The organism is Acetobacter sp. AC2005 (assembly GCF_037901235.1).
GTDB lineage: Bacteria > Pseudomonadota > Alphaproteobacteria > Acetobacterales > Acetobacteraceae > Acetobacter > Acetobacter oryzoeni.
Window position 1 is genome coordinate 1,030,350 of the sequence record NZ_CP149625.1, and the last position, 24,683, is coordinate 1,055,032.

At 52.3% G+C, this 24,683-nt stretch carries 23 protein-coding genes; 7 read left to right on the forward strand and 16 right to left on the reverse strand.

Annotation, left to right across the window (positions count from 1 at the left end):
- Positions 1 to 15: 15 nt before the first annotated feature.
- From QQM41_RS05075 to QQM41_RS05100, 6 genes are all read right to left on the reverse strand, one after another.
- A complete protein-coding gene (locus QQM41_RS05075; protein ID WP_339077910.1) occupies positions 16 to 495 on the reverse strand; it encodes a hypothetical protein in 480 nt (159 codons plus the stop codon).
- 230 nt (positions 496 to 725) lie between these two features.
- Positions 726 to 3,470, reverse strand: a complete 2,745-nt coding sequence (locus tag QQM41_RS05080) for a pitrilysin family protein (RefSeq protein ID WP_339077911.1) — start codon at positions 3,468 to 3,470, stop codon at positions 726 to 728.
- A gap of 43 nt (positions 3,471 to 3,513) precedes the next feature.
- Positions 3,514 to 4,179 carry a 2OG-Fe(II) oxygenase gene (locus QQM41_RS05085; RefSeq protein ID WP_339077912.1) on the reverse strand — a complete coding sequence of 222 codons (666 nt, stop codon included), beginning with the start codon at positions 4,177 to 4,179 and terminating at the stop codon, positions 3,514 to 3,516.
- 131 nt (positions 4,180 to 4,310) lie between these two features.
- Positions 4,311 to 6,557, reverse strand: coding sequence for an excinuclease ABC subunit UvrB (gene uvrB, locus QQM41_RS05090; RefSeq protein WP_050819083.1), 2,247 nt, complete (start codon positions 6,555 to 6,557; stop codon positions 4,311 to 4,313).
- A gap of 69 nt (positions 6,558 to 6,626) precedes the next feature.
- A complete protein-coding gene (locus tag QQM41_RS05095) occupies positions 6,627 to 7,079 on the reverse strand; it encodes a hypothetical protein (RefSeq protein ID WP_339077913.1) in 453 nt (150 codons plus the stop codon).
- A gap of 111 nt (positions 7,080 to 7,190) precedes the next feature.
- Complete coding sequence (locus QQM41_RS05100; protein WP_003624799.1) at positions 7,191 to 8,174, reverse strand: aldo/keto reductase; 984 nt, start codon at positions 8,172 to 8,174, stop codon at positions 7,191 to 7,193.
- 133 nt (positions 8,175 to 8,307) lie between these two features.
- On the opposite strand from QQM41_RS05100, the gene QQM41_RS05105 reads away from it, so the two are divergent.
- Positions 8,308 to 8,805 carry an NUDIX hydrolase gene (locus tag QQM41_RS05105; protein ID WP_208729230.1) on the forward strand — a complete coding sequence of 166 codons (498 nt, stop codon included), beginning with the start codon at positions 8,308 to 8,310 and terminating at the stop codon, positions 8,803 to 8,805.
- A 14-nt stretch (positions 8,806 to 8,819) separates the two neighbouring features.
- Here the strand turns inward: QQM41_RS05105 and QQM41_RS05110 are convergent, their stop codons facing one another.
- From QQM41_RS05110 to QQM41_RS05145, 8 genes are all read right to left on the reverse strand, one after another.
- Positions 8,820 to 11,777 (reverse strand): glycosyltransferase, encoded by a 2,958-nt coding sequence (locus QQM41_RS05110; RefSeq protein ID WP_339077914.1) that lies wholly within the window; start codon positions 11,775 to 11,777, stop codon positions 8,820 to 8,822.
- Positions 11,778 to 11,883: 106 nt separating this feature from the next.
- A complete protein-coding gene (locus QQM41_RS05115; RefSeq protein WP_339077915.1) occupies positions 11,884 to 12,399 on the reverse strand; it encodes a disulfide bond formation protein B in 516 nt (171 codons plus the stop codon).
- Entirely contained in the window at positions 12,396 to 13,742 is a 1,347-nt protein-coding gene (locus QQM41_RS05120) for a trehalose-6-phosphate synthase (protein ID WP_050819078.1), read from the reverse strand. The genes QQM41_RS05115 and QQM41_RS05120 overlap by 4 nt, the downstream gene beginning before the upstream one ends.
- Positions 13,743 to 13,745: 3 nt before the next feature.
- Complete coding sequence (otsB, locus tag QQM41_RS05125) at positions 13,746 to 14,489, reverse strand: trehalose-phosphatase (RefSeq protein WP_339077916.1); 744 nt, start codon at positions 14,487 to 14,489, stop codon at positions 13,746 to 13,748.
- A 176-nt stretch (positions 14,490 to 14,665) separates the two neighbouring features.
- Positions 14,666 to 15,253, reverse strand: a complete 588-nt coding sequence (locus tag QQM41_RS05130; RefSeq protein ID WP_339077917.1) for a DUF2155 domain-containing protein — start codon at positions 15,251 to 15,253, stop codon at positions 14,666 to 14,668.
- Complete coding sequence (locus QQM41_RS05135) at positions 15,250 to 15,471, reverse strand: hypothetical protein (protein ID WP_050819075.1); 222 nt, start codon at positions 15,469 to 15,471, stop codon at positions 15,250 to 15,252. The genes QQM41_RS05130 and QQM41_RS05135 overlap by 4 nt, the downstream gene beginning before the upstream one ends.
- A 51-nt stretch (positions 15,472 to 15,522) precedes the next feature.
- Positions 15,523 to 16,068, reverse strand: a complete 546-nt coding sequence (gene mlaD, locus QQM41_RS05140) for an outer membrane lipid asymmetry maintenance protein MlaD (RefSeq protein WP_003624817.1) — start codon at positions 16,066 to 16,068, stop codon at positions 15,523 to 15,525.
- A gap of 48 nt (positions 16,069 to 16,116) precedes the next feature.
- The gene (locus QQM41_RS05145) at positions 16,117 to 16,485 is read right to left on the reverse strand and encodes an NADH:ubiquinone oxidoreductase subunit NDUFA12 (protein ID WP_128106172.1); all 369 of its coding nucleotides are present in this window, start codon (positions 16,483 to 16,485) and stop codon (positions 16,117 to 16,119) included.
- 209 nt (positions 16,486 to 16,694) lie between these two features.
- Here QQM41_RS05145 and QQM41_RS05150 point away from each other — a divergent pair, with 209 nt between their 5' ends.
- The 6 genes from QQM41_RS05150 (at position 16,695) to QQM41_RS05175 (ending at position 23,902) form a co-directional block, all read left to right on the forward strand.
- Entirely contained in the window at positions 16,695 to 18,251 is a 1,557-nt protein-coding gene (locus tag QQM41_RS05150; RefSeq protein ID WP_339077918.1) for a vitamin B12-dependent ribonucleotide reductase, read from the forward strand.
- A gap of 76 nt (positions 18,252 to 18,327) precedes the next feature.
- Positions 18,328 to 18,792 carry a RidA family protein gene (locus QQM41_RS05155; RefSeq protein ID WP_003624824.1) on the forward strand — a complete coding sequence of 155 codons (465 nt, stop codon included), beginning with the start codon at positions 18,328 to 18,330 and terminating at the stop codon, positions 18,790 to 18,792.
- A gap of 19 nt (positions 18,793 to 18,811) precedes the next feature.
- Complete coding sequence (locus tag QQM41_RS05160) at positions 18,812 to 19,960, forward strand: GNAT family N-acetyltransferase (RefSeq protein ID WP_339077919.1); 1,149 nt, start codon at positions 18,812 to 18,814, stop codon at positions 19,958 to 19,960.
- Between the two features lie 118 nt (positions 19,961 to 20,078).
- The gene (locus QQM41_RS05165; RefSeq protein WP_339077920.1) at positions 20,079 to 20,993 is read left to right on the forward strand and encodes a bifunctional methylenetetrahydrofolate dehydrogenase/methenyltetrahydrofolate cyclohydrolase; all 915 of its coding nucleotides are present in this window, start codon (positions 20,079 to 20,081) and stop codon (positions 20,991 to 20,993) included.
- On the forward strand, positions 20,990 to 21,739 hold the full coding sequence (locus QQM41_RS05170; protein WP_339077921.1) for a methylenetetrahydrofolate reductase: 750 nt from the start codon (positions 20,990 to 20,992) through the stop codon (positions 21,737 to 21,739). Before QQM41_RS05165 ends, QQM41_RS05170 begins: the two co-directional genes overlap by 4 nt.
- A 60-nt stretch (positions 21,740 to 21,799) precedes the next feature.
- The gene (locus tag QQM41_RS05175) at positions 21,800 to 23,902 is read left to right on the forward strand and encodes a hypothetical protein (RefSeq protein WP_339077922.1); all 2,103 of its coding nucleotides are present in this window, start codon (positions 21,800 to 21,802) and stop codon (positions 23,900 to 23,902) included.
- A gap of 45 nt (positions 23,903 to 23,947) precedes the next feature.
- Here QQM41_RS05175 and QQM41_RS05180 read toward each other — a convergent pair whose 3' ends face one another.
- On the reverse strand, positions 23,948 to 24,445 hold the full coding sequence (locus tag QQM41_RS05180; RefSeq protein ID WP_003624834.1) for a kinase inhibitor: 498 nt from the start codon (positions 24,443 to 24,445) through the stop codon (positions 23,948 to 23,950).
- A 19-nt stretch (positions 24,446 to 24,464) separates the two neighbouring features.
- Complete coding sequence (locus QQM41_RS05185) at positions 24,465 to 24,677, reverse strand: hypothetical protein (protein ID WP_003624836.1); 213 nt, start codon at positions 24,675 to 24,677, stop codon at positions 24,465 to 24,467.
- Between the last annotated feature and the right edge of the window lie 6 nt (positions 24,678 to 24,683).

Genomic DNA, 24,683 nt, shown 5'->3' on the forward strand with positions numbered 1-24,683 from the left:
TTAATTTAGCGCATCCTACCGTAGTGGGCGACCTTCCTGAAAACCATAACAGATGTAATGGATAAAAGGCCCCGGCCCAAACCCAGCTACATCTGGATTTACCCGTAAATAGGAAAGGCTATTGAACAGCGCATTCGGGTTTCTACCTTCCTTAGCACCATAATCCAGAAAGTGTTCCAGCGGATCTACACCCGCCTCACGAATATCTGGATATGCATTAAGGTACCACTGGCTATCAAAAAAGATAGCGGCCCGACGTTCTTTTTCAGCTTCTTGTTCCACAATACCCGCCTGAGACTGAAGTGCTAATGCAATTTGTTCTGCCGCCGGAACCTGTGCAGGCTTGGCTACAGGGTCTGCTGCTACCTGTTCTTCAACTTGAGGCACCACTTCTGGTTCATGTGTTTCTGACGCTGTTGGGGCCACAACTTTTTTACGCGCCACTTTCACACGAGAAGAACGAACCTTACTGACAGGCTTTTTTTCACCGGACATCACAACACCCCCTCGTGATCTTCTGCATAGCAAGCTCTTCGATACATAAATGATTTTCTGATAAATCTAATACAAGCATAATTATTTTTCTGTCCAGAAAATACTGACACCCAATCCACTCGTACTATTTTTAATTTCTAAATACGAGTGGAAAAAGATAATTTACAATGTATCCGTAAAATGCATATGAAAAACCCATTCATAAAATATTTACGAATACATGTCATTATTCACCAAGTAGGCGTAGGACCCTTTACAATAACAGCAAGATCATCTGGTCTGATCCATTTACGGAACGCAGCCTGCACTTCTGCTCCAGTGGCTTTGTAATATACTTTTGCCCCACGATCAGCATTATCAAGCGGCAAGCCCAGATCTTCCAAGTAAAGATACTGCGCAGCAATCCGGCCCAAACTGGCTCTGGCAAGAGGCAGGCTCCGCAACAGTGAGGCTTTGGCCAAAGAAAGTTCCTCTGCTGTAGGTGGTGCAGACTGCATGGCCTTCAGATCTTTCATGACAACACTCTGCGCTTTACCAACTTTATCCGGATCAGCACCGTAGTTGACAGTATAGGCCCCGCGCGTACGCCCCCAATCAAAAGAACTGCTTACAGAATAAACATAGCCTGTCTTCACCCGCATATCTCTATACAGACGTGAAGAGAACAGCCCGCCGCCCAGTACCTCATTGCCCAACTGCAGCAGGAAGTGATCAGGATTTTGTGCTGTCAGCCCTAATGTTTCTGCCAGTACAACATCATTCTGCACGCTACTCTTATCAGGCACGGTTGCGCGGGATGTTTTGCTCAGCGGTACAGTCGGCAGATTAACATCAGGTGCTGGTCCTTCTGCTTTCCAGCTACCAAAAGCTTTTTCTAATACAGCCTGTGCTTTTTCTGGTGAGATATCACCCGTTACAACAATAGTTGTCAGATCTGGGCGCCATGCACTTTGGTAATAATGCAGCACATCATCACGGGTTACGCTCATAATAGATTCAGGTGTAGCATCACGCTGTGTCGGATCTGTTTCCGGCAGAATGGCGGCCTTGATAGCTTTATCAAACAGATGCCCAGGAGATACCAGCTCCCCAGCCTGCGCCTGTGCCAACTGTGTGCGTACAACCGTAAAATCTTTTTCTGGGAATGCCGGGTGCAATTCATTTTCTGCAAGCAGCTCCACACCTTTTTCAAAATCAGGCGTAAGAACTTGCAAAGAAAAATTGCCCCCTGCATCTTCCCATGCAGGCACATCATCTAGTGCTTTCTGAAAAGCCAGACGATCATGCTGCATTGTGCCATAGGAGAACAGAGCCTCTGTTAAGCTATGTACACCTTCCTTGCCCTTGGGTTCCTGCAATTCGGGTGTCTGACGAATTTGGCCAGAAAGCTGAATGGTGTGGCTGACATGAGATGGCCAGACAATCAGCTTGATGCCGTTCGATAAGGTGCTGACTGCAGGCAGTGGTGTAGGTTTTGGTTCTTCCAGTTTGGCCAGAGCTTTTTCTGCCCATTGCGGCAGTTTTACTGGTTTATCTGGAGCTGTTGCAAAAGATTCTGCCCCGCCAAAGCCTTTGCCAGAAACGGCCTTGCCGGATGCTTCTGGGGTAAGAATGGCAGACACAGCATGTGCCGGATCAAGCAGCTTTGCGGCCAGATCATTCACTGCCTTTGGTGTGACGGCCTGATAGGCGGCTACCAGATCTCCCGGGCTATCCAGATTCTGAAATGCCAAGGCGTTGGACCAAATAGATGCCAGACCACTTACAGAGTTGGCGGAAAACTGAAGCTGGGCAATTTCTTTTTGCTTGGCAGCTTCAACAAGTTCTGCTGGTACGCCTTCCTTACGAATTTTTTCCAGCACAGCTTTCATGGCATTCATGGGGCCAGAAGCATCTGCACCTTTGGGGAAAGCCGCAAGCGCCAAACCAAAACCCGCTTCTTTTTTAGGGGCATATTCAAACCCTGCGTATAACGCCTTGCCCTGCGGCACCAGATCATACAGCGCACCACGCTGGCTGGAGAGCACGTCTGACAGAATATCCGCCGTTGCGAAATCTGATGAAGAACTGCCTGCCATAGGGAAGGCAAGCGTTGCAAACCCAACAGGATAATCTGTGGAAAGCGTAAGTGTTTTAGCCGGCGGTGCCACCGGAGTTACCTTGTGGCGCTGCGGTAAATCCTTGCGCGGGATATCGGCAAACGTATCCTGCACCAACTGCAAGGTAGAAACCGGGTTAATGTCACCCACAATAACCAGCACGGCATTGTTGGGGCCATACCACTTCTGGTAAAAATCTCTCAGATCAGCGGCCGTGGTTTTATCAAAGGAAGGCCGTGTGCCCAGTGCATCGTGTTCGTAGGGCGTGCCTGCAAACAGAATGCCCTGCAACTGTTCCAGATACCGATATGCCGGGCTGGAAAGATCACGCGCAACTTCCTGCTCAATCGCGCCACGCTCTTTTTCCCAATCCGCTTCAGACAGGGTTAAGCCGTTCATGCGCAGGGCTTCAATTTTCAGCAAAACAGGCAAATCCTGCGCCTGCGCTGTGTAGAAATACTGCGTTACGTCTTCTGTTGTATCTGCATTATAACTGCCGCCCAAGCGCGTACCGATAGCTGCAAGCTGATCCTTATCCAACCCTTTGCTGCCACGGAACATCATATGTTCCAGCGCATGTGCCGTGCCGGGAAAGCCTTCTGGCACTTCTGCCGAGCCAACAAGATAGTTGATTTCCGTTGTGACAACCGGAGCCAACCGGTTAGGGACGATCACAACCTTGAGGCCATTCGGAAGAGTGGCCCGCACAACCTGCGCACTGCTCAGGCTAGGGGGTACAAGAGCAGACGGCATACCCGGTGCGGCGTCCTGAGCATGAGCCAGTATGGGAGAAAGGGCCGTGCCTCCCAACAGGGCCAGCGTTACGGCCAGCAGTGAAAAGTGTTTACGGGCAGCAGACGGCTTGCGGAAAATCATTCAGGTTTCCTGTTCAATGCAGCAACAGATCAAAAAAGGAAAGTTACTGCCCCAATTGCGGCAAAGGCAACTTTTTAACCAAGGCAGAAAGTTTATGCCGCCGGAGTTCAGACCGGGCACGTGCATCTTCTGTCATGTAATTTAACTGGATGGTATAGCGCTGCCCCACAAACTGCTTATGCCCATGCCATGTGGTTGGACCGTTGGGGAAAATCAGCAAGGTGCCATCTACAGGTGGCACTTCCTTGGCGTAATCTTCAATATCATGCGGGCCACGCAAAAGACGCAAACAGCCTTCCTGCCGCTCCCATGCCTCACCGGCCCCCGATGGGTTCAGGTACAGCAAAATGGTTACGCGTTTGGCCAATGAATCTGTGTGGATGCGCCCATCTTTTTCACGCGTACGCCCACGAATGGTGAGCATGGAAGGCGCATGATCGAGATTGAGATGAAATTTTTCCGCAACAATCGCCTTTAAACGCGGGCCTTCCAGTTCTTCCACCAAATGTTGCATAAGAAAAGAAAGCTGCAAGGACTCTGGCGGGAAAGATCCGCCAGACACAATATGCGGCCGATGCGCAAACAAACGCCCCAGATCTTCTGACCGGATAAAATGCGGCACCACCACATGCGGGAAAGGATCTGGCGCAACAGGCGCTTGCTCCAGTGCTGTATAATCCGGCTGGATAAAAGGATCTGACGTTGTCATGCCGTAATGTCCGCACAAATAAGGGTTTGCTCTGCGGACGGTAGAAGGGATAAGCGGCAGAAACAAGGCCTGCCCGAACGCTTACGGTGTTTCGCTATATTTTTGGCCGATACCTGCCGTCTTTCTTTAGGTTAGCGCTTTTTTCGTCTGGCTGCCGGGTCATACCCACCCCCACCTGGCCCCAATGGCCGTGGCACCTTGTCTTTTTTGGGTTTACGGCCACTTGTCTGGGCTTTTCCTGCGGTTGAAGCCGCTACCGGGGGCGGTTCCAACCCAAGCTGCAAGGCTTCCAGCCGCTGAATTTCATCTCGCAGGCGGGCAGCAGTTTCAAACTCCAACTCTGCTGCAGCGGAGCGCATACGCTTTTCCAACCCGGCAATGGCCGCGCCCAAATCCTGCCCCACAAACTCTGCAACGCCGGTATCTTCATCCGGCGCGATGGTGACGTAATCCTGCTCGAACACAGAAGAGACAATATCACTGATATTCTTGCGCACGCTTTGTGGCGTAATGCCGTGCTCTGTGTTCCACGCCATCTGTTTTTCACGCCTACGGGCTGTTTCCTCTACAGCGTATGTTAGGGAATCCGTCATTTTATCCGCATAAAGCAGAACCCGGCCCTCTACATTTCGGGCCGCACGGCCAATGGTCTGAATAAGAGAGGTGCGCGAACGCAAGAACCCTTCCTTATCTGCATCCAGAATAGCAACCAGCGAACATTCTGGAATATCCAAGCCTTCTCGCAGCAAGTTAATACCAATAAGCACATCAAATGCGCCCATGCGCAGGTCTCGGATAATTTCTATCCGTTCCAGCGTATCTACATCGGAATGCAGATATCTTACCCGAATACCGGCTTCGTTCATATAATCGGTTAAATCTTCCGCCATGCGTTTGGTCAGCGTTGTCACCAACACGCGCCCACCCTTGCCAATAGTGGTGCGACATTCTGCCAACAGATCATCTACCTGATGCTCAACAGGCCGGATAATTGTAATGGGGTCCACCAACCCGGTGGGGCGAATAACCTGTTCAGCAAACACGCCGCCTGTGCGTTCCATTTCCCACGGACCCGGCGTAGCACTTACAAAAATGCTTTGTGGGCGAAACTTATCCCACTCCGCAAAATTCAAAGGCCGGTTATCCAGACAGGAAGGAAGCCGAAACCCAAACTCCGCCAGAACGGATTTGCGCGCATGGTCTCCTCGTTCCATGCCACCAATCTGCGGCACGGTTACGTGGCTTTCATCTACAATCAACAGCGCATCTTCAGGCAGATATTCAAACAGGGTTGGTGGTGGGTCACCCGGTTTGCGGCCTGAAAGATAGCGGGAATAGTTTTCGATCCCCTTACACACACCTGTTGTTTCCAGCATTTCCAGATCAAAGGTGGTGCGTTGGTCCAGCCGTTCTGCTTCCAGCAGCTTGCCAGCCTTTGTAAACACATCAAGCTGTTCGCGCAGTTCCTGCTTGATGCCTTTAATGGCCTGATTCAACGTAGGGCGTGGGGTTACGTAATGGCTGTTTGCGTAAATGGTAATTTCCTGCAGATCAGCCGTTTTTTCACCTGTCAGGGGGTCAAACTCTATCAGCCCGTCAACCTCATCTCCAAATAGCGAAACACGCCAGGCTCTATCCTCATTCTGCACGGGAAAGATATCTATTGTTTCACCACGCACGCGGAAAGTGCCTCGCGCAAATGCAGCATCATTCCGACGGTACTGGAGTTCAACAAGACTTTTTATCAGCTTATCCCGGTCTATCTCTCCGCCCAGTTCCAGCTTCACCACCATGCGGGAATAGGTTTCTACAGATCCGATACCGTAAATACAGGAAACAGAGGCTACAATAATGACATCGTTCCGCTCCAGCAGCGCCTGTGTGGCGGCATGGCGCATACGGTCAATCTGTTCGTTTATCTGGCTGTCTTTTTCAATATACGTATCAGAACGTGGCACATAGGCTTCTGGCTGATAGTAATCGTAATAGCTAACAAAGTATTCAACTGCATTATTGGGGAAAAACTGCTTCATTTCCCCATAAAGCTGAGCTGCCAATGTTTTGTTGGGTGCTAAAATAAGCGTAGGCTTTTGCGTGGCCTCAATAATTTTAGCCATGGAAAAGGTTTTACCAGAACCCGTAACCCCCAGCAGAACCTGATCGCGTTCGCCAGCTTCCACCCCTGCCACCAGTTCACTGATAGCTTGCGGCTGATCCCCCGCCGGTTCGTATTCCGATACCACTTCCATACGCTTGAGGCGTGGACGTGGAGCCTGCTTTTCCGGCTCGAACAGAACTGGGGGAAGGCTAGCGGCGCGCTCGCTTAATGAAGGGCGCTTTTTGCCACGTGCCGCAGAGGAAGAAGTTTTGGAAGCCATTGCCCAAACATGGGCTGCCCCAGCGCCTTGCGCAAGATATGAAAGCGCCCAGACCGCGACAAAACCGCCTTAACGCACCACATGGAACAAAATGCGGGACAACGGGGTATGAGAAAGCACAATCACCACCAGCCCCAGCCCAATACCCACACGCCCGCCAATATAGGTGCATGCCTGAGAAAGCTCATCTCGGCTGGCCATATCCATAAACGGATCCAACCCTTTATAATCAGCCAGTGCGCGCATACTCCGATAACGCGAAAGCGCATCTACCCCTAATCCGGCACGGCTAAACTGCTGGGCACTATAGTTATCCAAGTCTTCTTTACGAAATTGAATGGCCCCTGCCCGCTGAGAAACAGATTTAGGACCACGCCCAAACATTTCAAGAAATCTGAGCCTACGGGTAGGAATACCCAAATATTCCGCAGCCTCTACACGCCCCAACACCTGCTGAAGCGGAAACATACAGACTGTCGCCTGCTCAGGCTCAGCCTGATAAGGAGGATGCGGCTCTTTCATAACTTAATAGAGTGCGAAAAAAGCCGCATCTGAGTCAATGCGTATGGGCCACCGCCAGCCTTGCGGCGAGAACAGGGCTGGAGAAGCCAGCCCTGTGCCTGTTACGCCGAATTAGGCCCGCAGTGGAGGAGCCATAAACTCTGGGCCTACCGGATCTTTGATATCCTTGGCCAAGATAGCATCAATGGCTTTCATGTCTTCTGCATCCAGCTTCCAGCCAAAGGCATCATCCACGCCTGCAATCTGTTCTGGCTTACGCGCGCCCCACAACGCAATAGTTGGACCACGATCCAACACCCAGCGGATAGCCAGAGCCAACATGCTTTTGCCGTACTTGTTGGCAATGGCTTTAAGATCTTCCACCGCCTGCAAATACTGCCCAAAACGCGGCTGCTGGAACTTGGGGTCTGTTTTGCGCAGATCATCTCCTTCAAACTTCCGGTCTGCCGTCATGCGGCCAGAAAGCAGGCCACGGCACAGCGGGCCATACGCCAGCACAACCAGATTGTTCTTTTCTGCATACGGCAGAACATCGCGCTCTATTTCACGCTCAAACAGGTTGTATGGCGGCTGCACGGCAGAAACAGGGGCAAACTTGCGGAATTCATCCATCTGCGCAGGTGAGAAATTGCTCAGCCCCAAGGCTTTAACCTTGCCGCTTTTAACCAGATTTTCCAGAGCACGGGCTGTTTCTTCAAACGGCGTGCGCGTATCGGGCCAATGAACCTGATACAGATCAATATAATCTGTGCGCAAACGGCTTAAAGATTTTTCAACTTCTTCTTCAATCCGTGCTGGCCGACTATCCCTGAAAACCTTGCCGTCCTGCCAGTTCAGGCCAACCTTGGTGGCCAGAATAACGCGGCCACGTCGGCCCTCCAAAGCCTTACCAATAACTTCTTCAGAATGCCCAAATCCATAGACTGGTGCTGTATCAATCATATTGATACCAAGCTCCAGAGCTTCATCTATCGTCTTACTGGCGTTTGCATCATCTGCACCACCCCACATGGAACCACCAATGGCCCATGTACCTAGCGCAATGCGAGAAGCAGGTTTGGCTATACCCGGAATGGCAATTGTATCTGCCGACATAAGATGCGCTCCTTGATAGCTGGTTTATATTTTCCGTGCGCAACATCCACACGGTTGTGGCTGTATTTAACACGCATTTTCTGCATTGGGGCAAAGAGAAAAAACAGCCCAATCCCTTTTACGCAGATAAGGGTTGACCAGCATTCATGACCTTCTACACTTCCCGATCATGAAAACATCATGCCATTCCTGCCTCCCCCGCTCCGGTGTTCTTGCTATTGTACGCAGGCAGAATAATTTTTTGCTTGTTCGGCGCGCCAATGCACCAGATGCCGGGTTATGGGGTTTTCCGGGAGGACGGATTGAACCGGGAGAAACAATTTTCCATGCCGCAGAACGTGAATTATTAGAAGAAACATCCTTACCTGCAAAAGCAACTTCTGTAATAGATGCATTTGACAGCTTGCATTATGACACCGATGGAAAACTGGCGTTCCATTACATCATTCTTGCCGTAAGATGTGAGGAGCACGAACACACCCAGAACCCGGTACAGGCTGGTGATGATGCCTTGGAAGCACGCTGGTTTTCCTATCAGGACATCAGCACATTAGGGGCACGTGCCAGCGCACGGCTGCATAGTCTGGCACGTCAGATTCTGAAGATGGAAGATCCCACTCATCTCATCTGACGTGCAGATACCATTCAGGAAATTTCTAAAATTTCCTTTATCGCTTTTACATAATTCTCTTGCGTGTTCTCTGTAGAAATCCGCTTGAGTTCACGCACATGCACTTTTTCCCACATCTGCTTGTCTTCATACAGTCGGACAATGGCATCTGCAAAACCCTGTGCGTCTGAGATACTGGCGCACAGCATATCTTCACCCGGCACCCATCCAACCTGCTCACACAAGATATCCGTTGCTACAATAGGAATACCATGTGCTGCGGCTTCGTGCAGTTTGTAGGGAATGCCCGCGGCATATCGGGTTGGTGCCACAAATACTCGGTGGCTATTATAAACAGGGGTTACATCCTCTACCCGCCCCGTCACCACAACGCGTGGGTTGTTAAGAAGCGGCGTAAGATCAACACGCGGGTTTACATAGCCACAAACTGTAAACTTAACATCCTCTGGCAAACGGCCATCCAATAATGGCAACACCTCTCCGCTAAACCAGGCAAGAGAATCGACATTAGGTGAATCCTGATCGTGCATAGCCCCCAGAAAAAGAATATTCCGACGCTCTTCCCATCCGGGAGACCATGTTGAAGCATTTTGCAAATGCCCAAGAACATGAACATTCGAAAAACCATGCGCATTAAGGATTTTTGAATCCTTGCTGTTCACTGCAATAATTTTTTCAGCCATGAACAGATGTCTGAATTCGTGCTTCAGAAGATCATCTACTGTGTTTTCTGGCGTTTGCCCCCGTAATTCCATTTTACGGTACTCACGCGGGGCCGATACGGCTTCAGTATCAATAATCACCATTGTGCCTGTTAGAGCATCAGCACAATCCATCAGCACTGGAGCCAGACGGTCTGCATTATGCGTGCGTGCAATCCAGATAGCATCGTAATATCCGGCGCGGGATTTAATAAAATCTTCCAGTTCTGGCAGCTCCCTATCCCAGATCACCTCTGTCTGATCGGGAAAAGCCATGCAGATATCTTCCTGAGATTCTGTGGGTCTAAACACCGGATACACCGTTACCTGGCATCCTGCAGCAATCATGCTGCGCACAATATCATTTGAACGCGTAAAGCCTGACCCCAAAAACCGATAGGGTAATCTGTCTTCAATAAATAAAACGCGTTTCTGATCCTGCCTGCTGAAACGGGCCTTTATCAGCATTCTTGGGTTATTCAGGCTTTTCTGGCGCAAATATGCTGTATGCTTACGGCGAAATACATCCTGATTGCGCGCTATCATGGAAGCACCGCTCATAAAACTGGATGTACCGTATTCATAATGCACCACAACCACCGAAGGGTCGTACACAACATCAAACCCGGCTTCATGAATACGCAGGCACAGATCTGTTTCTTCAAAATACGCTGGGGCATAATCTGTATCAAAGCCACCTAGCTGACGCAGCAAAGATGTACGCACCATCAAAAACGCACCGGCGCAATAATCTACGGATCTTACAAAGTTAGCTTCTGGCACATCTGGCCGCTGGTCACGCAGATAACCGCACACAGAACCATCGCGCCAGACAATACTCCCTGCTTCCTGCAACAAGCCATTGGTGCGTACAAGTTTGCCACCCACGGCCCCTATTTTCATTTTGTAGCGTAGCCGTGCCAAGGCATTGCCAATGCCTTCTGGCATCAACTCTGTATCGTTATTCAGATAAAGCGTGAATGGACCATGCACTTTTTCCAATGCGGCATTGCAACCCAACAAGAAACCAACATTGCCTGGAAAACGTACAACATCCAAACCACGCACATAACGTTCAATATGGCGCACACCATCTGTAGAACCAGAGTCCACTACAATAACCTGCATTTGGCCATTATAGTTGGCTCGTAACGATGCCAATGCGCTCATGGTCATGGCAAACAGGTTATGCGCTACAATAATAACGCTTAAATCTGGCACATCGTATGTGAAATCCAATGTCTGATTCAAAAGAACAGGCAACCGAATTTGACACATTTCATGATAGAGCTTTTTGGAAAGAGCTTCGCTTTCCTTCAGCCCTGCCACATCATCTTCTAACCTGCCGTTATGGGCAATATAGTGCGCGAATGCATCTGGGAAATCACCCCGGGTAACTTCCTTTTGCACAACCGCATTACGGTAGTAGCCTTCCAAATCAACATTGGCGCTTGGTTTACGCAGTTCATGCACGCCATAGCGTAAAAAATGTTCATAAAAATTACGGAAGTTTCCGCTTTCAACCGCACCACTTACATCATGGTTAACGCTGCCATAAAACTCTTCCGAAAAGTACGCATTCGGATTGTAATCTGTTGGTGTAGAATTAGACAGATAATGGTGCAGGGCAGAAAGCCAACGCCCTGAATCCAGTTCCTTCCTGACATGTGGGTAGGTTTCCAGATACCATTCAGGGTCAAAATACCAGGACAGACGGTGCCCATATCCCTGCTCAGGTTCCAGATTACGTACGCATTGTGCAAAAGCACCCAAGCCTTCAATACGTGCATGGCCGCTTTTGAGATACGCTGTTGGGTTAAAAAACCATGACCCCGTCAAAAACTGTTCATCACCCACATTCAGGTAATGATCATAAAGATTTCGAAATCCGGCTTCTTCCAATACCGCAGGTTGAAGAGCTGGCTGCTGTTTGAAATAGAATTCACGATCAAAAAGCCAGTGTGGATTATGGGAAGAAGAACCAGTGCGGCAATAATGGTCAAACCCAGATTGCCATTCACCTTTGCTTACGGCATCAGCAACAGCAGGATAACGCCGCAAATACCAATCTTCATCAAAATACGGATTGGGAGAATGGCGGAGCGCAGGCCCCTTTTCCCTATAAAATGCCTCTAATGCCTCTGCACCTTCAATACCCAGAAATTTCAGAACATCTTCATATTTTTCTGCGTACCATGTTGCGTCAAATACGCTCCAATCGATTTTTTTAATATTACCGCTTAAAGACATAGAGATATCCTGACATTTCATTCAGGCACACAGTATAAGATTTATACGTGGTGCTTCAACCGCTACAATACGGCAACGAAGTGACCACGCCTGCAACAATAAAAACCTAACACTTAAACTGTAATATTTAATGGAAAATACGACGCGTTACACGTTCCAGCTTTTTACGCCAGACCATAAAAATCCATAACACGGCAGCAGCATACAGGCCGCCCATTGCCGCCATGGAAACCGGAACCCCCGGCACCAGATACGTAGCTGCATCACAGGGTTTGGAAGGCAGCAAAGGCATGGAAGCCAGACGTTCCGCCATAGTGTGCCCAGATATATGCGGCGCATGGCATGCAGGCAGTGGGCTTGGCCACCATTGCCACTCCACCCCTACATGGCAGATAGAAAGCCCGATATCTGCCACCATAAAAGGTACTGTTAACCACAAAAGCTGCCGTGTCACTTTATCTGGCAACACAGCAGCCACAATGGCTGTACCAAGCAGCAGGCGCCACGGCCAACGCTCCCACAGGCACAACTCGCAGGGCATAATTTGCAAAACATGTTGGGTGTACCACACCACCCCCAGCGCCAATAATGCTGCACCTGCCAAAAATAGCGCCAGTGGCCGAGATGCGTGGCTCCCCCTCATTCAGACCGCACCTCTGCCAATGCCGTAATAAAAGAACGCGCCCAACTGCCAGCCGTAACACGCCAGACATCTGGCTTCAGCCGTTTCCACCGCACCTGTCTTTCTGAAAGAGACATGCTGAGTGATTTATGCAAGGCATCTGCCACTTCATCTGCATCATGCGGGTTTACCAAAAGCGCATCTTCCATTTCTGGCGCAGCACCAGCAAAACGGGAGAGAATAAGCACGCCGGGATCTTCCTCATCCTGAGCAGCGACATATTCCTTGGCAACCAGATTCATACCATCCCGCAAGGGCGTTACCAACGCTGCGCGAGAAAGGCGGAAAAACGGCGCCAGCAACTCACGCGGAACAGGGTGCGTAAGGTAGCGGATAGGAACCCAGTCAAAATCTCCATACGTGCCGTTAATATGGCCCACCACACCATCCAGTTCTTCACGCAGCATCTTGTATTCTGGCACACTACCGCGAGAAACCGGGGTGATCTGAAGGTAAATAACCTTCCCGCGATATTCTGGGTATTTGCGCAAGAACGTTTCATACGCCCGAAAACGCTCTGGCAGCCCCTTGGAATAATCCATACGATCCACGCCGATAATCAACGGCAGACCGCGCAGGCTTTTTTCAAGCTTCTGCACCTCCGGGTTATCCAAACCAGAAGAAGCCTGCTTCTGAAAACTTTCAGGGTCTATTCCAATAGGGAATACACGTGCCTGCGCAGGCACACCCACAACGGAAAAGCCTTCGTTCACATTCCGGGCATCGTCTTCTGTCTGCACACCCATCACATCATAGGCACGCAAAGACCGCATGAGCTTTTCTGCACCCGGCAAGGCCCGCATCAAACTCCATGGTGGAAACGGAATGTGCAGGAAAAAGCCGATACGGCATTTTATGCCTAATTCACGCAGCGCAAGCCCAAGTGGAAATAGATGGTAATCATGCACCCATATCAAATCATCAGATTTCAATAAGGGAGCAAGTTTCTGCGCAAACATGGTGTTTACGGCATGATATGTATGCCTATCCTGCCGACTATAATTCATTAACCCGGCGCGATAATGGCAAAGTGGCCAGAGGATTCCGTTGGAATACCCTTCGTAAAATCCATTATATTCGGATTGGGTGAGATCTACGGTGGCGTAGGTTACATTCTCCACCGTGTCTATGCTAACGCGCCGATCTTCCCCTTCATCATCTGGGATTTGTTGGCCGGACCACCCAAACCAAAGGCATTCCTGCCCTTGCACGGCATCACGCAAGGCAACAGCCAACCCTCCAGCAGGTTGAGCACGGTCGCGCACAGCCGGAACGCGATTGGAAACAATAACAAGACGCCCCATCCCTTATCGGCTCCCGCCTGTAAGGGAGGCCAGCCAGGCCCGAAAAATAGAAGGTGTTGGAAAATCAGATGGAATACGCAGCCCCACGCCCCCCATTCTACGCACAGCGGCTATGGCATCTTCATCCGTTACGTCATCCCCTACAAACACAGGCTTTCTGCCCGTAAAGGGTGGATTTTCCATTAACAGGGAAACGGCATAGCCCTTATCAATTCCGGCAGGGCGAATTTCCCACGCCATTTTGGCCGGCAAAAGCAAGAATGTGCCTTTAGATTGCTTAACCCATTCATCCGCTGCCTTACGCAATGTTTCTGCAGCTTCTGGTGCGGCACGGTAATGCAGAACAAAACCGCCTTCTTTATGCTCTAAGCGTGTGCCCGGCAGTGTTGCCAGCAGATCTCGCGCTTGAGCCAGCCATTCAGGCGGGAGAGTAGGTAATGCTGCGCGTTCAATAGGGCCACCGGGGCGATGCCGAATGGCCACCCCGTGCTCACCCGCAACGGCAAAAGGTACATCGCCCAGAAAATGATCAATCTGATCAATCGGGCGGCCAGAAACAACGGCCAGGGCATCTCCACATGCTTCACGCAGGCGGCGCAGGCTATCAAGAAGCCCGTTTGGCACCACAACAGATTCTGGTGTGGGAGCAATATCAACCAGAGTACCGTCAAAATCGAGCAGAAAGGCAGTTTCATTCAACGGGGGTAGATGGAAACGGAAATCCTGCGCACCGAGAGAACCTAGCACGTTTGCACCTCAATTCTTGTTGTGATGGCCGGCCCTGATGACAAGACTGCTAGGCACTTGCAGCCAGACCACGATATTTTAACACGTTGCCGAACACCCCCTGCTTCGACAACCACCGATCTTACAGACCTGCCGCGCGGAACCGGCACAAAACTGAAACGGTTCCCTACCCAACGCTAATAAACGCCACCGGTTTCTTGTTTGTCTGGTATGGCATCGGGAATATCCGGGTTGCCTGCATGGTTGGAAGATGAATTATCACCCGTAGGTGCTGGGGCTGTGTCCGAACCAGATGTAGGCGGCGCAGCAGGTGCAACAGGCTTAGGCAATGGGGGTAACATAGGCTCTGTATCTGCCCCTTCGCACCGCACCATCCGCACATCGTAAACTGGGCTTTCAAACACGCCTAATGCAGGCTCTGCTGCCAGCATCCAGCCTTGAAAAGTAGCTCCGTTGGGATGTTTATCCTGCAAAGCCAGCCATGCTGCGGCATCGGGCGAAAGTGTAGGGGGACGTTGCAGACAACGTGAGGGCGTAATGTCCAGACTTTTATAATGCGCCGTTGTGCCGACTGGCACAGAAAGAACTTCCACATGGGCATCCAGCCTGTCTAGCACCCTGACAACAGCTGTATTTTTACCTTGCCACGTATCAGGTGCGTAAACTGCCGGAGGTGCCAGAGCAGTACCGGCAGCCTGCGCCAGCATAGGCATTGCAGCCAGAACAACTCCACAGGCCACGGCTTTAGGTGCTGTGCGCCTCATACTGCCTGCCCTCCGTTTTTAGGAGAAGCAAGGCTATCAACCATATCTTTCAAACGCGCCCGCATAAACTGCTCACTCACCCCCATCAGCATGGCATCCTCAAACGCATCGCGCACGATGTCCTGCACTTCCTGCCAGTTTTCTTCCAGAACACGCAGTTTTTCATGGCAGGTTATGGGGTCTCCATCATCCTGTGGCCAGAAGCGTGGCTTTTCCATGCTGTTTGTTTCCCGGCTTCAATCTTGAATTAATGGATTTTTATGTCTGTTTCAGGGCAGATCATTCCCGCCCGTGCCACCACCATTTGCAGGTGCTGCCTTATTGGCACGTGTGAGGGTATCCGTAACCGAGAAAATAAACTTGCTGAGCAACTGCTCCAGACTGATGGAGCCCTGTGTCTGCCCAACTGTTTCACCGGGTTTGAGGGTTTTGTCATCCCCACCGGGGGAGAGGGCAATATACTTGCCACCCAGCAGACTATCACTGGTGATAATGGCTGCCGTATCATCTGAAAGATGAATATCGGGCCGCACAGTGAAGGTGACATGCGCCTTAAAGGTGTGCGGATCTACAGTTTCACGCACCACCTGCCCGACTGTCACGCCTGCCAGCCGCACGTCAGAGCCAATATCCAGCCCGTCTATGTGCGTAAAATCAGCATTAAGCTGGTAACCGGTTGTGTCTGTCTTGCGGCCTTCGCCCACCACTGCAGCCACCAGCATGCCGCCAATAGCCACCAACACAAAAGTGCCTGTAAGCAGTTCTGTAAGACTACGCCGAGATTTTTCTGCCATTGCTGAAGCCATAAGCCGCATCGCACTCCCTGTATTGCCTGTTCGGTTTAGCAGGAAATGCGCAGCAGATCACGCATCAGGTGTCCATGCTTCGTAATCTCCCGTTGCGGGAGGGTGCTGACCAGTGGAATACAGGCTTCCCGGTGGCCTGTAAGCTTGTGCCGTACCTGTCATATTTGGCTTATGGGGAAGCTGCCACGGCTTGCGTTCTTCTGCCGGAATAGGCGCATCCAGCGTGTGGTGCAGCCACCCCCACCATTCTGGCGGCACAGCAGAAGGATCCTCCCCTTTCAGGTAGATCACCCAACGTTCGGGCCGTTCCACCCCACCACCCTGACGGGCCGGGCCTGTTGATTCGTAATAGCAGCGGCCATCGGCATCCTTGCCAACCAGCCGCCCCTTCCGGCGCGTATGCAGCCATGTTCCAAAGTTTGCCATGTTGTGGATGATAGGACTCCGCGCCATGCCCGGTCCATGAAATATGCACGTGTTTCCGATCAACTGCGCTCGAGCAGCCGGTATTGGGGCGGGAAACGCAACCTCACAAAAAGTTATCCCCCATATCCTCATTATGCAGAGTGTTAACTGCCTTTTGGCAGCACGATTCCGGGTTCCGACGCGATAGGCGGAAACGATAAACTACCCGCATGAACGCAACAGCCAGACGCCACTGGAATGGCGTGCTGATGAGCACGCTAGAGGCCGCAGCAGACCCGGACGCTCCTCTTCGCTCCGTTACGCTGCCCGCAGAATGGGATACAGATGCCGCAACGGCATTGGCCCAGCTTGTACCAGGAGATGAAGCGCTGGATCTACCCAGCCTTGCCTCCCGCTGGATTGATGCGCTGGCACCAGATGATGCCACGGCCCGATCTTTGGTGTGGATGCTGCTTACGCGGCAGGCCGCCCCAACAGAAGCCGTATGGCATTGCCGTTTTGACCGCCCGCCGGGCTTTATTGTTAATCTGGCGGCCTTTGTTTCCCCCGGTGAAGGGTTTGCTGCGCGCACGTTTGTTGCGGCTCTGCGGCTGATCTGTTCCGTATTGCGCCATGCCGCCAGCACACTGGCCAGCCAGCGCAATGGGGAACTGCCGCTGCCAGATTTATTTGCACCAGAACAAGCAGAAGCAGCCCCCACTGCACCTGCCGATACGCTTGCCCCCACCCCTTTGGCTGGTGATATTCTGCTAACCAATCTGGACGCATGCCTTGCAGGCGTTGGGCTGGATTATGATAGCGAAGATGGCCGTGCTGCCGCGTGCGCCATAGCTGCGCTGGCCACACTCACTGCCCATGCTGGCCGTGGGCCGGAATCTCTCCCGCTGCCACCAGTGCGCACCGTTCTGCCCGGATTGGGGGAAACCCTGCGCGCTGTCTGGAACGAAGCAGCCGTGGAAACAGAAACGCCTTTAGCCCCGATTGAAACCGGCTTTTCTGCCTCCAACCCGATAGACGGACTTTTGGGGGTAGAAGCCTGCGGGCTGGCTCCGGCTTTTTCCATGTTGCGGCCAGATGGCAAACTTTCCAGAAGCGCTTTGCTGAGGTTGGAAGCACGCGGCTTTACGGTTGAAACCGCTTTAGCTGCGGCGCTGGCAGGGGAAACTGTTTTACCCCAGCCCGGCCCTAACGCGCATTTGGCCATGTATCGCGCTCTGACTGGGTTTGTAGACCGCATGCCCGCACGGCCAGAAGTGCAGAACCAGCCAATCCGCAACAAGCTGGAGCGTGGCATACGCCGCACTTTGCCACCTCGGCACGGCGGTTTTACGCAAAAAACCACTATTGGTGGCCACCGGCTGTTCCTGCGCACGGGGGAATATGAAGATGGCACGCTGGGTGAACTCGCCCTGACCCCCACGCGGGAAAGCGGCATGGTGCGCGGGCTGATGGAAAGCCTGGGTGAAGCCGTGAGCATTGGCCTGCAATACGGCGCCCCGCTGGAAGCCTTTGTGGAAAACTTTGCCTACACCTGTTTTGGCCCGGCTGGCACGGTGGAGGGAGACCCGGTTGCCTCCTACGCTACATCCATGTTGGATTACGCCTTCCGCGCCTTATCAGACACGTATCTGGGTGTGCGGCTGCCAGATGGCCCGCACCAAGATGCACAATCTGACCCCGACCCGCTTCTGCCGCTGGACCTGCCAGAAGCAGATGATACGCCCCCCACCGGGCGCAAGCGCCGTAATCTGCGGCTTGTCTGCTAAAGGCATACGGTCCATTCTGCTGGGCAAGAGGCAAGTTGCTGCTTCTTGCCCAGCTTTTTAACACAAGGAATACAGCGTGATGAGCACTCCTGAATCCCGTCTGGCTGAACTTGGTATCGAACTGCCTACACCTGCTGCACCTGTTGCCAACTATGTAGCCTGCGTTCAAACAGGTTCTCTTCTGGTGGTTTCCGGCCAGTTGCCCCTTAAAGATGGCAAGCTGTTTGCTACCGGCAAGCTGGGTGATGCCGTTTCTGTTGAAACAGCGGTTGAAGCTGCGCGTTACAGCATGATCAATGTGATCGCACAGGTGCGCGCCGCTGTGGGCGATCTTTCCCGCGTGAAACGCGTGGTGCGTCTGGGTGGCTTTATTGCCTGCACGCCAGAGTTCACCTCACACGCAGCCGCCATGAATGGTGCATCTGATCTGGCTGTTGCCGTATTTGGTGATGCCGGGCGCCATGCGCGCTCCACCGTTGGCGTGCCCTCCCTGCCGCTGGATGCCCCGGTTGAAGTAGAAGGGCTGTTCGAAATCGGCTGAGATTGCAGGAAAGACAGACATGGCTGACTGGTCCGTATCTCTGCACAACAGTATCCACGCCATTCCGGCAACGGAGTGGGATGCCTGTGCGGGGGCGGATAACCCATTTGTCAGCCATGCTTTTCTTTCTGCATTAGAAGACAGCGGTTCCGTACGCAAAGAAACAGGCTGGCTGCCACAGCATGTCAGCCTGCACGCGCCAGATGGGCAACTGGCCGCCACTTGCCCTGCCTATATTAAAGGCCATTCATGGGGTGAGTATGTGTTCGACCAAGGGTGGGCGCGTGCCTTTGAAGCAGCTGGGGGGCGCTATTACCCCAAACTGCAAATTGCCGTCCCCTTTACCCCAGCACCGGGCCCGCGCCTTTTAACGCACCCCGATGCACCGGCAGAAACCCAAAAAGTTATGGCGGATGCTCTACGCCAGATCTGCCATGATACGGGCCTTTCCTCCGCCCATGTAACATTCTGCACCGAGCAGGAAAGCAATGTTCTGGCTGAACGAGGGTGGCTCCCGCGCCTTGGCTTACAGTATCACTGGCACAATCAGAATTACGCCTGTTTTGATGATTTTCTGGAAACACTTTCATCACGCAAGCGCAAAGCCATCCGGCGAGAGCGGCGTGATGCCAATGCCGCTGGCCTGAGCTTTCATACCCTGCGCGGGTCAGACATTACGCCGGAAGACTGGCAAGCCTTTTACACATTTTACCAGAACACGATTGATAAAAAATGGGGCAACGCCTACCTGACGCCAGATTTTTTCCCGCTACTTTCTGAACGCCTACAAGACTGCGTTGTGCTGATGACAGCACGGCATGAAGGCACACCCGTTGCCGCTGCCCTCAACCTTTTGGGAAGCGATACATTGTATGGACGCAACTGGGGCTGTGTTGGCAACTGGCCATTTTTGCATTTTGAGCTGTGCTATTATCGCGCCATAGATTTTGCCATTGCCCACGGCCTCAAACGGGTAGAAGCCGGAGCGCAGGGTGAACATAAAATCCAGCGTGGCTATTTGCCTGCTCTCACACATTCTGCCCATTGGCTGGAAAACCCCTCTCTTCGCAATGGTGTTGGGGCTTTCCTTCAGGCAGAACGCCCCGCCATATTGGCGGAAGCCGAGGCCCTTAACGTGCTTTCTCCCTATCGGCAGGGTGAAACATGACCTGAAATTTCTTGCGCATACCGGGCATATACAGGTGAAAACGTTGTCGTTTGGCGTTTTTTTGCGTATGCCCCGGCTTGAAACCCCACACGCTTCTGCATGATCAACTGGCAGCTCCATGACCAACGCATCTTCATCCTCCCTTCCCTCCGATCATCAGGCTTCCCTGATCGATGGCAAAGGCTTTGCCGCCAAAATGCGTCAGCATATCCGTGAGGATGTTCTGGCGTTTCACGAGAAACATGGCGTAACGCCCGGTCTGGCCGTTATTCTTGTTGGAAATGATCCTGCCAGCGAAGTGTATGTGCGCAACAAGGCTGTGCAGACCCATCATGCCGGCATGCGCTCCTTCATGCATATGTTACCCGAAAACACATCGGAAACCGAACTTCTGGCGCTGATAGACCGCCTGAACAAAGACCCCGAAATTCATGGCATTCTGGTGCAGCTTCCCCTGCCAAACGGGCTGGATGGCCGCCGCGTAACCAATGCCATTCTGCCTGAAAAGGATGTGGATGGTCTGGGTGAAATCAACGCTGGCCGTTTGGCTGTGGGCCTACCCTCGCTCATTCCCTGCACGCCGCTGGGCTGCCTGCTACTGCTGCGTGACCAGTTGGGGGATATGAAAGGCCAGCATGCCGTGGTTATCGGGGCTTCCAACCTTGTGGGCAAACCTATGGCCCTGCTGCTGCTGGCAGAAGGCTGCACGGTTTCTATTGCGCATATTCACACGCGCGATACGGCAGCTCTTGCACGGCAAGCCGATATTCTGGTTGTGGCCACGGGTTGCCGTGAACTGGTGCGTGGAGACTGGATTAAACCCGGCGCCACCGTAATTGACGTTGGTATCACCCGCATCAAAACCGATGATGGCAAAACCCGCCTTGTGGGTGACGTTGCGTTTGATGAAGCTGTTAAAGTAGCAGGCCGCATTACGCCTGTTCCCGGTGGTGTTGGCCCCATGACCATTGCCTGCCTGCTGAAAAACACACTCACCGCAGCCAAATTGCAGCTTGAGGGGAGCGCAGAATGAGCCTTTCCCGCCTTTCGGTTGAGCTAATCCCACGTTCTGCTGAGGCTCTGGCAACAGATGTGGCTACAGTTAAAGCCACATTTTCTGTTGCAGATACGCTGAACATTCCTGACCTGATGCGCTTTCCCCTCCGCAGTTGGGATGCCGCGGCACTTGTACGCCCACAGTTTGGAAATGTTATTCCACACATCCGGGCCATAGATATTGCACCAGATGCCCCCCTACCCGGGGCGGACCAACCGGGGTTGGAAGAGATTCTGGTTGTGCATGGTGACCCTCCGGCAGATCTCAGCCACCGCACATACCCCAACAGCACGGAAAGCATTATCCGCCGCTACCGGCGTGAAGCACCGCATCTGAAGGTTTATGCGGCGTTTGACCCCTACCGCCGCGCGCCGTGGAAAGAGCTGGAAGATGTGGCCCGCAAGAAAGAAGCCGGAGCCATTGGTTTTTTCACACAGCCTGTATTTGACCTAAAACTGTTTGACCTGTGCCGGGAATGGATGCAGGGCGAATGCGTGTTCTGGGGGCTTTCCCCCGTTATTGGCCCCAAATCACGCTCTTATTGGGAAACAACAAACCACATTGTTTTCCCGCGTGATTTTTCTCCTACACTGGATGCCAATATCCAGTTTGCACAAACGGTGCTTAAGGAACTGGCGCAGGAAAAAGGCAAGGCCTACCTGATGCCGGTGCGCATCAAGCTGGAACAGTATCTTCCCCACCTGCTGGATGCCGCGGCATAAAAAGTCGTGCCATTGTTTTACATTATTTCCACCAGCCCGATCGTTTTATAGGATCAGCCCATGCCGTTCTATCTTCTCTCTTGGCATGGTGCTCTGGTGGGTTACTCGGGGCTGCGCCTGCACGCGGTTTCCTTTGCGCAATCCTTTATGCGTGGCACAACTCCAGCCACGCTGGATGCGCAATCTGGGGTATTAAACCCCGGTGGAATATTTACCCAAGCAGAAGCGGTCGAAAACTTTGCTGGCCGCCCGCTTGTGTCTCTCCGGGCTGGTAAAGGTTATCTTTCCAGCCGAGAGCAAAATGTATTCGATGTGGTGCCGCTTTGCGCCACGTGGGAACGTTTTCTGCTTTTGCCGTCAGAGTTGCTTTCCATCCTGCGCGATCTTACAGAACAGGAATGGTATCTGGGCACACGTTTTGTTGGACGCGCCACCTGTGCAGAACATCATCTGCAATTGGGTGGCCACAAATGGCCCGCAGAACAACTGCAAGCCACACGCACAAAAGACACCATAACGCTGTGGAGTGAAGCCGCACCAGAAAAGGTTACCTTTACTGTGTGCCCTTCCCATATTTTGTCTGGGCTGATGGAAGATGTGCTGCATCTTCTGCAAACAAACACATTGCGCCCTGCCACAACACCTTGGGCAACGCTGGATGATCTGCGCGAACAGATTCTGCGCTTAAGTGTTACCCCGCGTGATACAGGTACATGCGTGCAATTGGCGCGTTTATGCGCTCTTTTTGGACAATGGGAACTGGCTGACGGCTTTTTAACCCTTGCCCGCCAGCATGACCCACGGCCCGAACTGCAATGGATGGCCGCCATTCTGGCGCTGCGCACTAAAAATTACGATACTGCCGCCACGCTCATGGAGCAGTCTCTTACCACCCGTTATCCTGATCGAGATATCAGCACACTGCTTGCCCCATTGGTGGCACGGCAAAAAGCTGGAGAAAGTGTACTTTTGCTGGTGCCTGGCGTTTTAAGCTGCGTCGGCCTTCCTGCTTTTGAAACACCGTTTGATACGCTGCTGGTGCCTATGCGCCTTGCAGCCAAAAATGGCCCCGATATTCGACGCGTTTATAGCTCTTTGTTTGAGCAGGCTTTCCAGAAACTGGATACAGAAAACCGCCTACGCCTGTTAACAACAGAAGCGCGGTTAAATGGCCTGAGCTGGTGGGAAGAACTAGGCTTGGGCCATACAAGCTGGCTAGCCGGCCTACAGGCCGAAGCGGATGAGCATTACGCCATTGCCCGCAAACTGGCTGTGCAGGATAACATGGCCCCTGCCCCGTATGATCAAGGGGTATTTTCATGGCTCAGCATGCAGGAATGCGGGCGCTTGGCCAGCCGCGCCATACCGGATGTAACGGGTGTGGCAAACTGGCAATGGCACTTCAGCATGCCAGAAGAACAACCTTCCACCTGCTTGGCTTTTGCCTGCACGGGGCAACATTTTGATCTGGTTCCGGGGCTTGTTCTTTCCCTTCTCCATGCGTGCCGGGAAGATCGTTCTGCTGGCAAAATCCAGCTTTGCCTTGGTGTTGCCAACCCAACGGTGGATCAGCTTACCTTTCTTTCCACTGTTTCAGAGTGGTTAGAAAGTCATGCCACAACATTGCGGCTCAGCTTTGGGCACGGAGAAACCAGATCAGATGCCACCGCGCTGGAACCGGCATTACGCTATCTGATCCTGCCCGATATTGCGGCCCAGTTTAGGGTGCCGGTTTTGATAGGGGATTGCGCAGGTTATTTTCCTGCTAATTTTGTAAGCCTGCTGCGGGATATGAAGGCCCATGCAACATATGGCTTTGATCTGACCCAGTTTGATGACAACGGTCAGCAGCAATATGGCACGCCGTGGAGCATGAATACGGCTTTGGCCTATTTTGGCGAAGCCGAACTTGTACCCGCCATTGCCGCTTTTATGAGTGATTATTTGAATACTGTCTGCTCACCCAGCAACCCGTATCATACAGACATGGACCGCTGCGCATTGGCTCAGGTCTTTCGTCGGTTTGTCCGGTCTCGCTGGGCGCAACTTTCCATCCGGTTCTTAAATGATGGTCCGCCCCTTCTGGTTATGCCGCAGCATGAGCAAACAGGGCTTGTGACACCAGATGATGTTTTAAACGATCTGAAAGCCTACACACGCTAGGGACATTCTCCTGAACCTGATAAAAAGGTTCAGGGGAATGAAAACTTAGTCGCGGGAGCCACTACCATATAGAGCTGTCAGGCTGGCAGAAGCCAACTTGTGGTGGTTGACCATAAAACCAACCAATGCCGGGCTGGAATCTTCCTGCACATCCAACGTAGGCACATCCAGCGCATAAACCGTAAAGACATAACGGTGCACGCGCCCCGGCGGAGGGGCAGCCCCACCATAACCCGGCACGCCAAAATCTGTGCGCACCTGCATGGCACCTTTTGGCAGCTTATCCCCGGCCGAACCGGCACCTTCTGGCAGTGCTGTAATAGTAGCGGGAATATTCACCACCACCCAATGCCACCAGCCCGAACCAGTTGGGGCATCGGGGTCATATACCGTTACCACAAAGCTTTTGGTGCCTGCGGGGGCATCTTTCCATTCCAACGCGGGGGAAAGATTCTGCCCGTGCTGCCCCATACCGTTGTAAACCTGTGCCTGCGGCAGTGTATCACCATTTACAAAGGCCGGGCTTGTAAGAACAAATGCCATAAAAGCGGCTCCCGTGCTGTTACCAGTTACGGCTGATCAGCCAGAATTCTTCAGATGTCAGCGTAACGCCTGCTTTGGATTCTGCTGCTGCTTTAGCCAGAGCTTCAATCCGTTCAATCATAATAACCTTACGCTGATGCGCTTCTGTGGTTTCATCGCTGGTTTTCAGCACACCCAAAGAAACTTCAGCGGCCTTGGCAACACGTGCTGCGTCCAGAAGTGCGTAAGACATAAATTG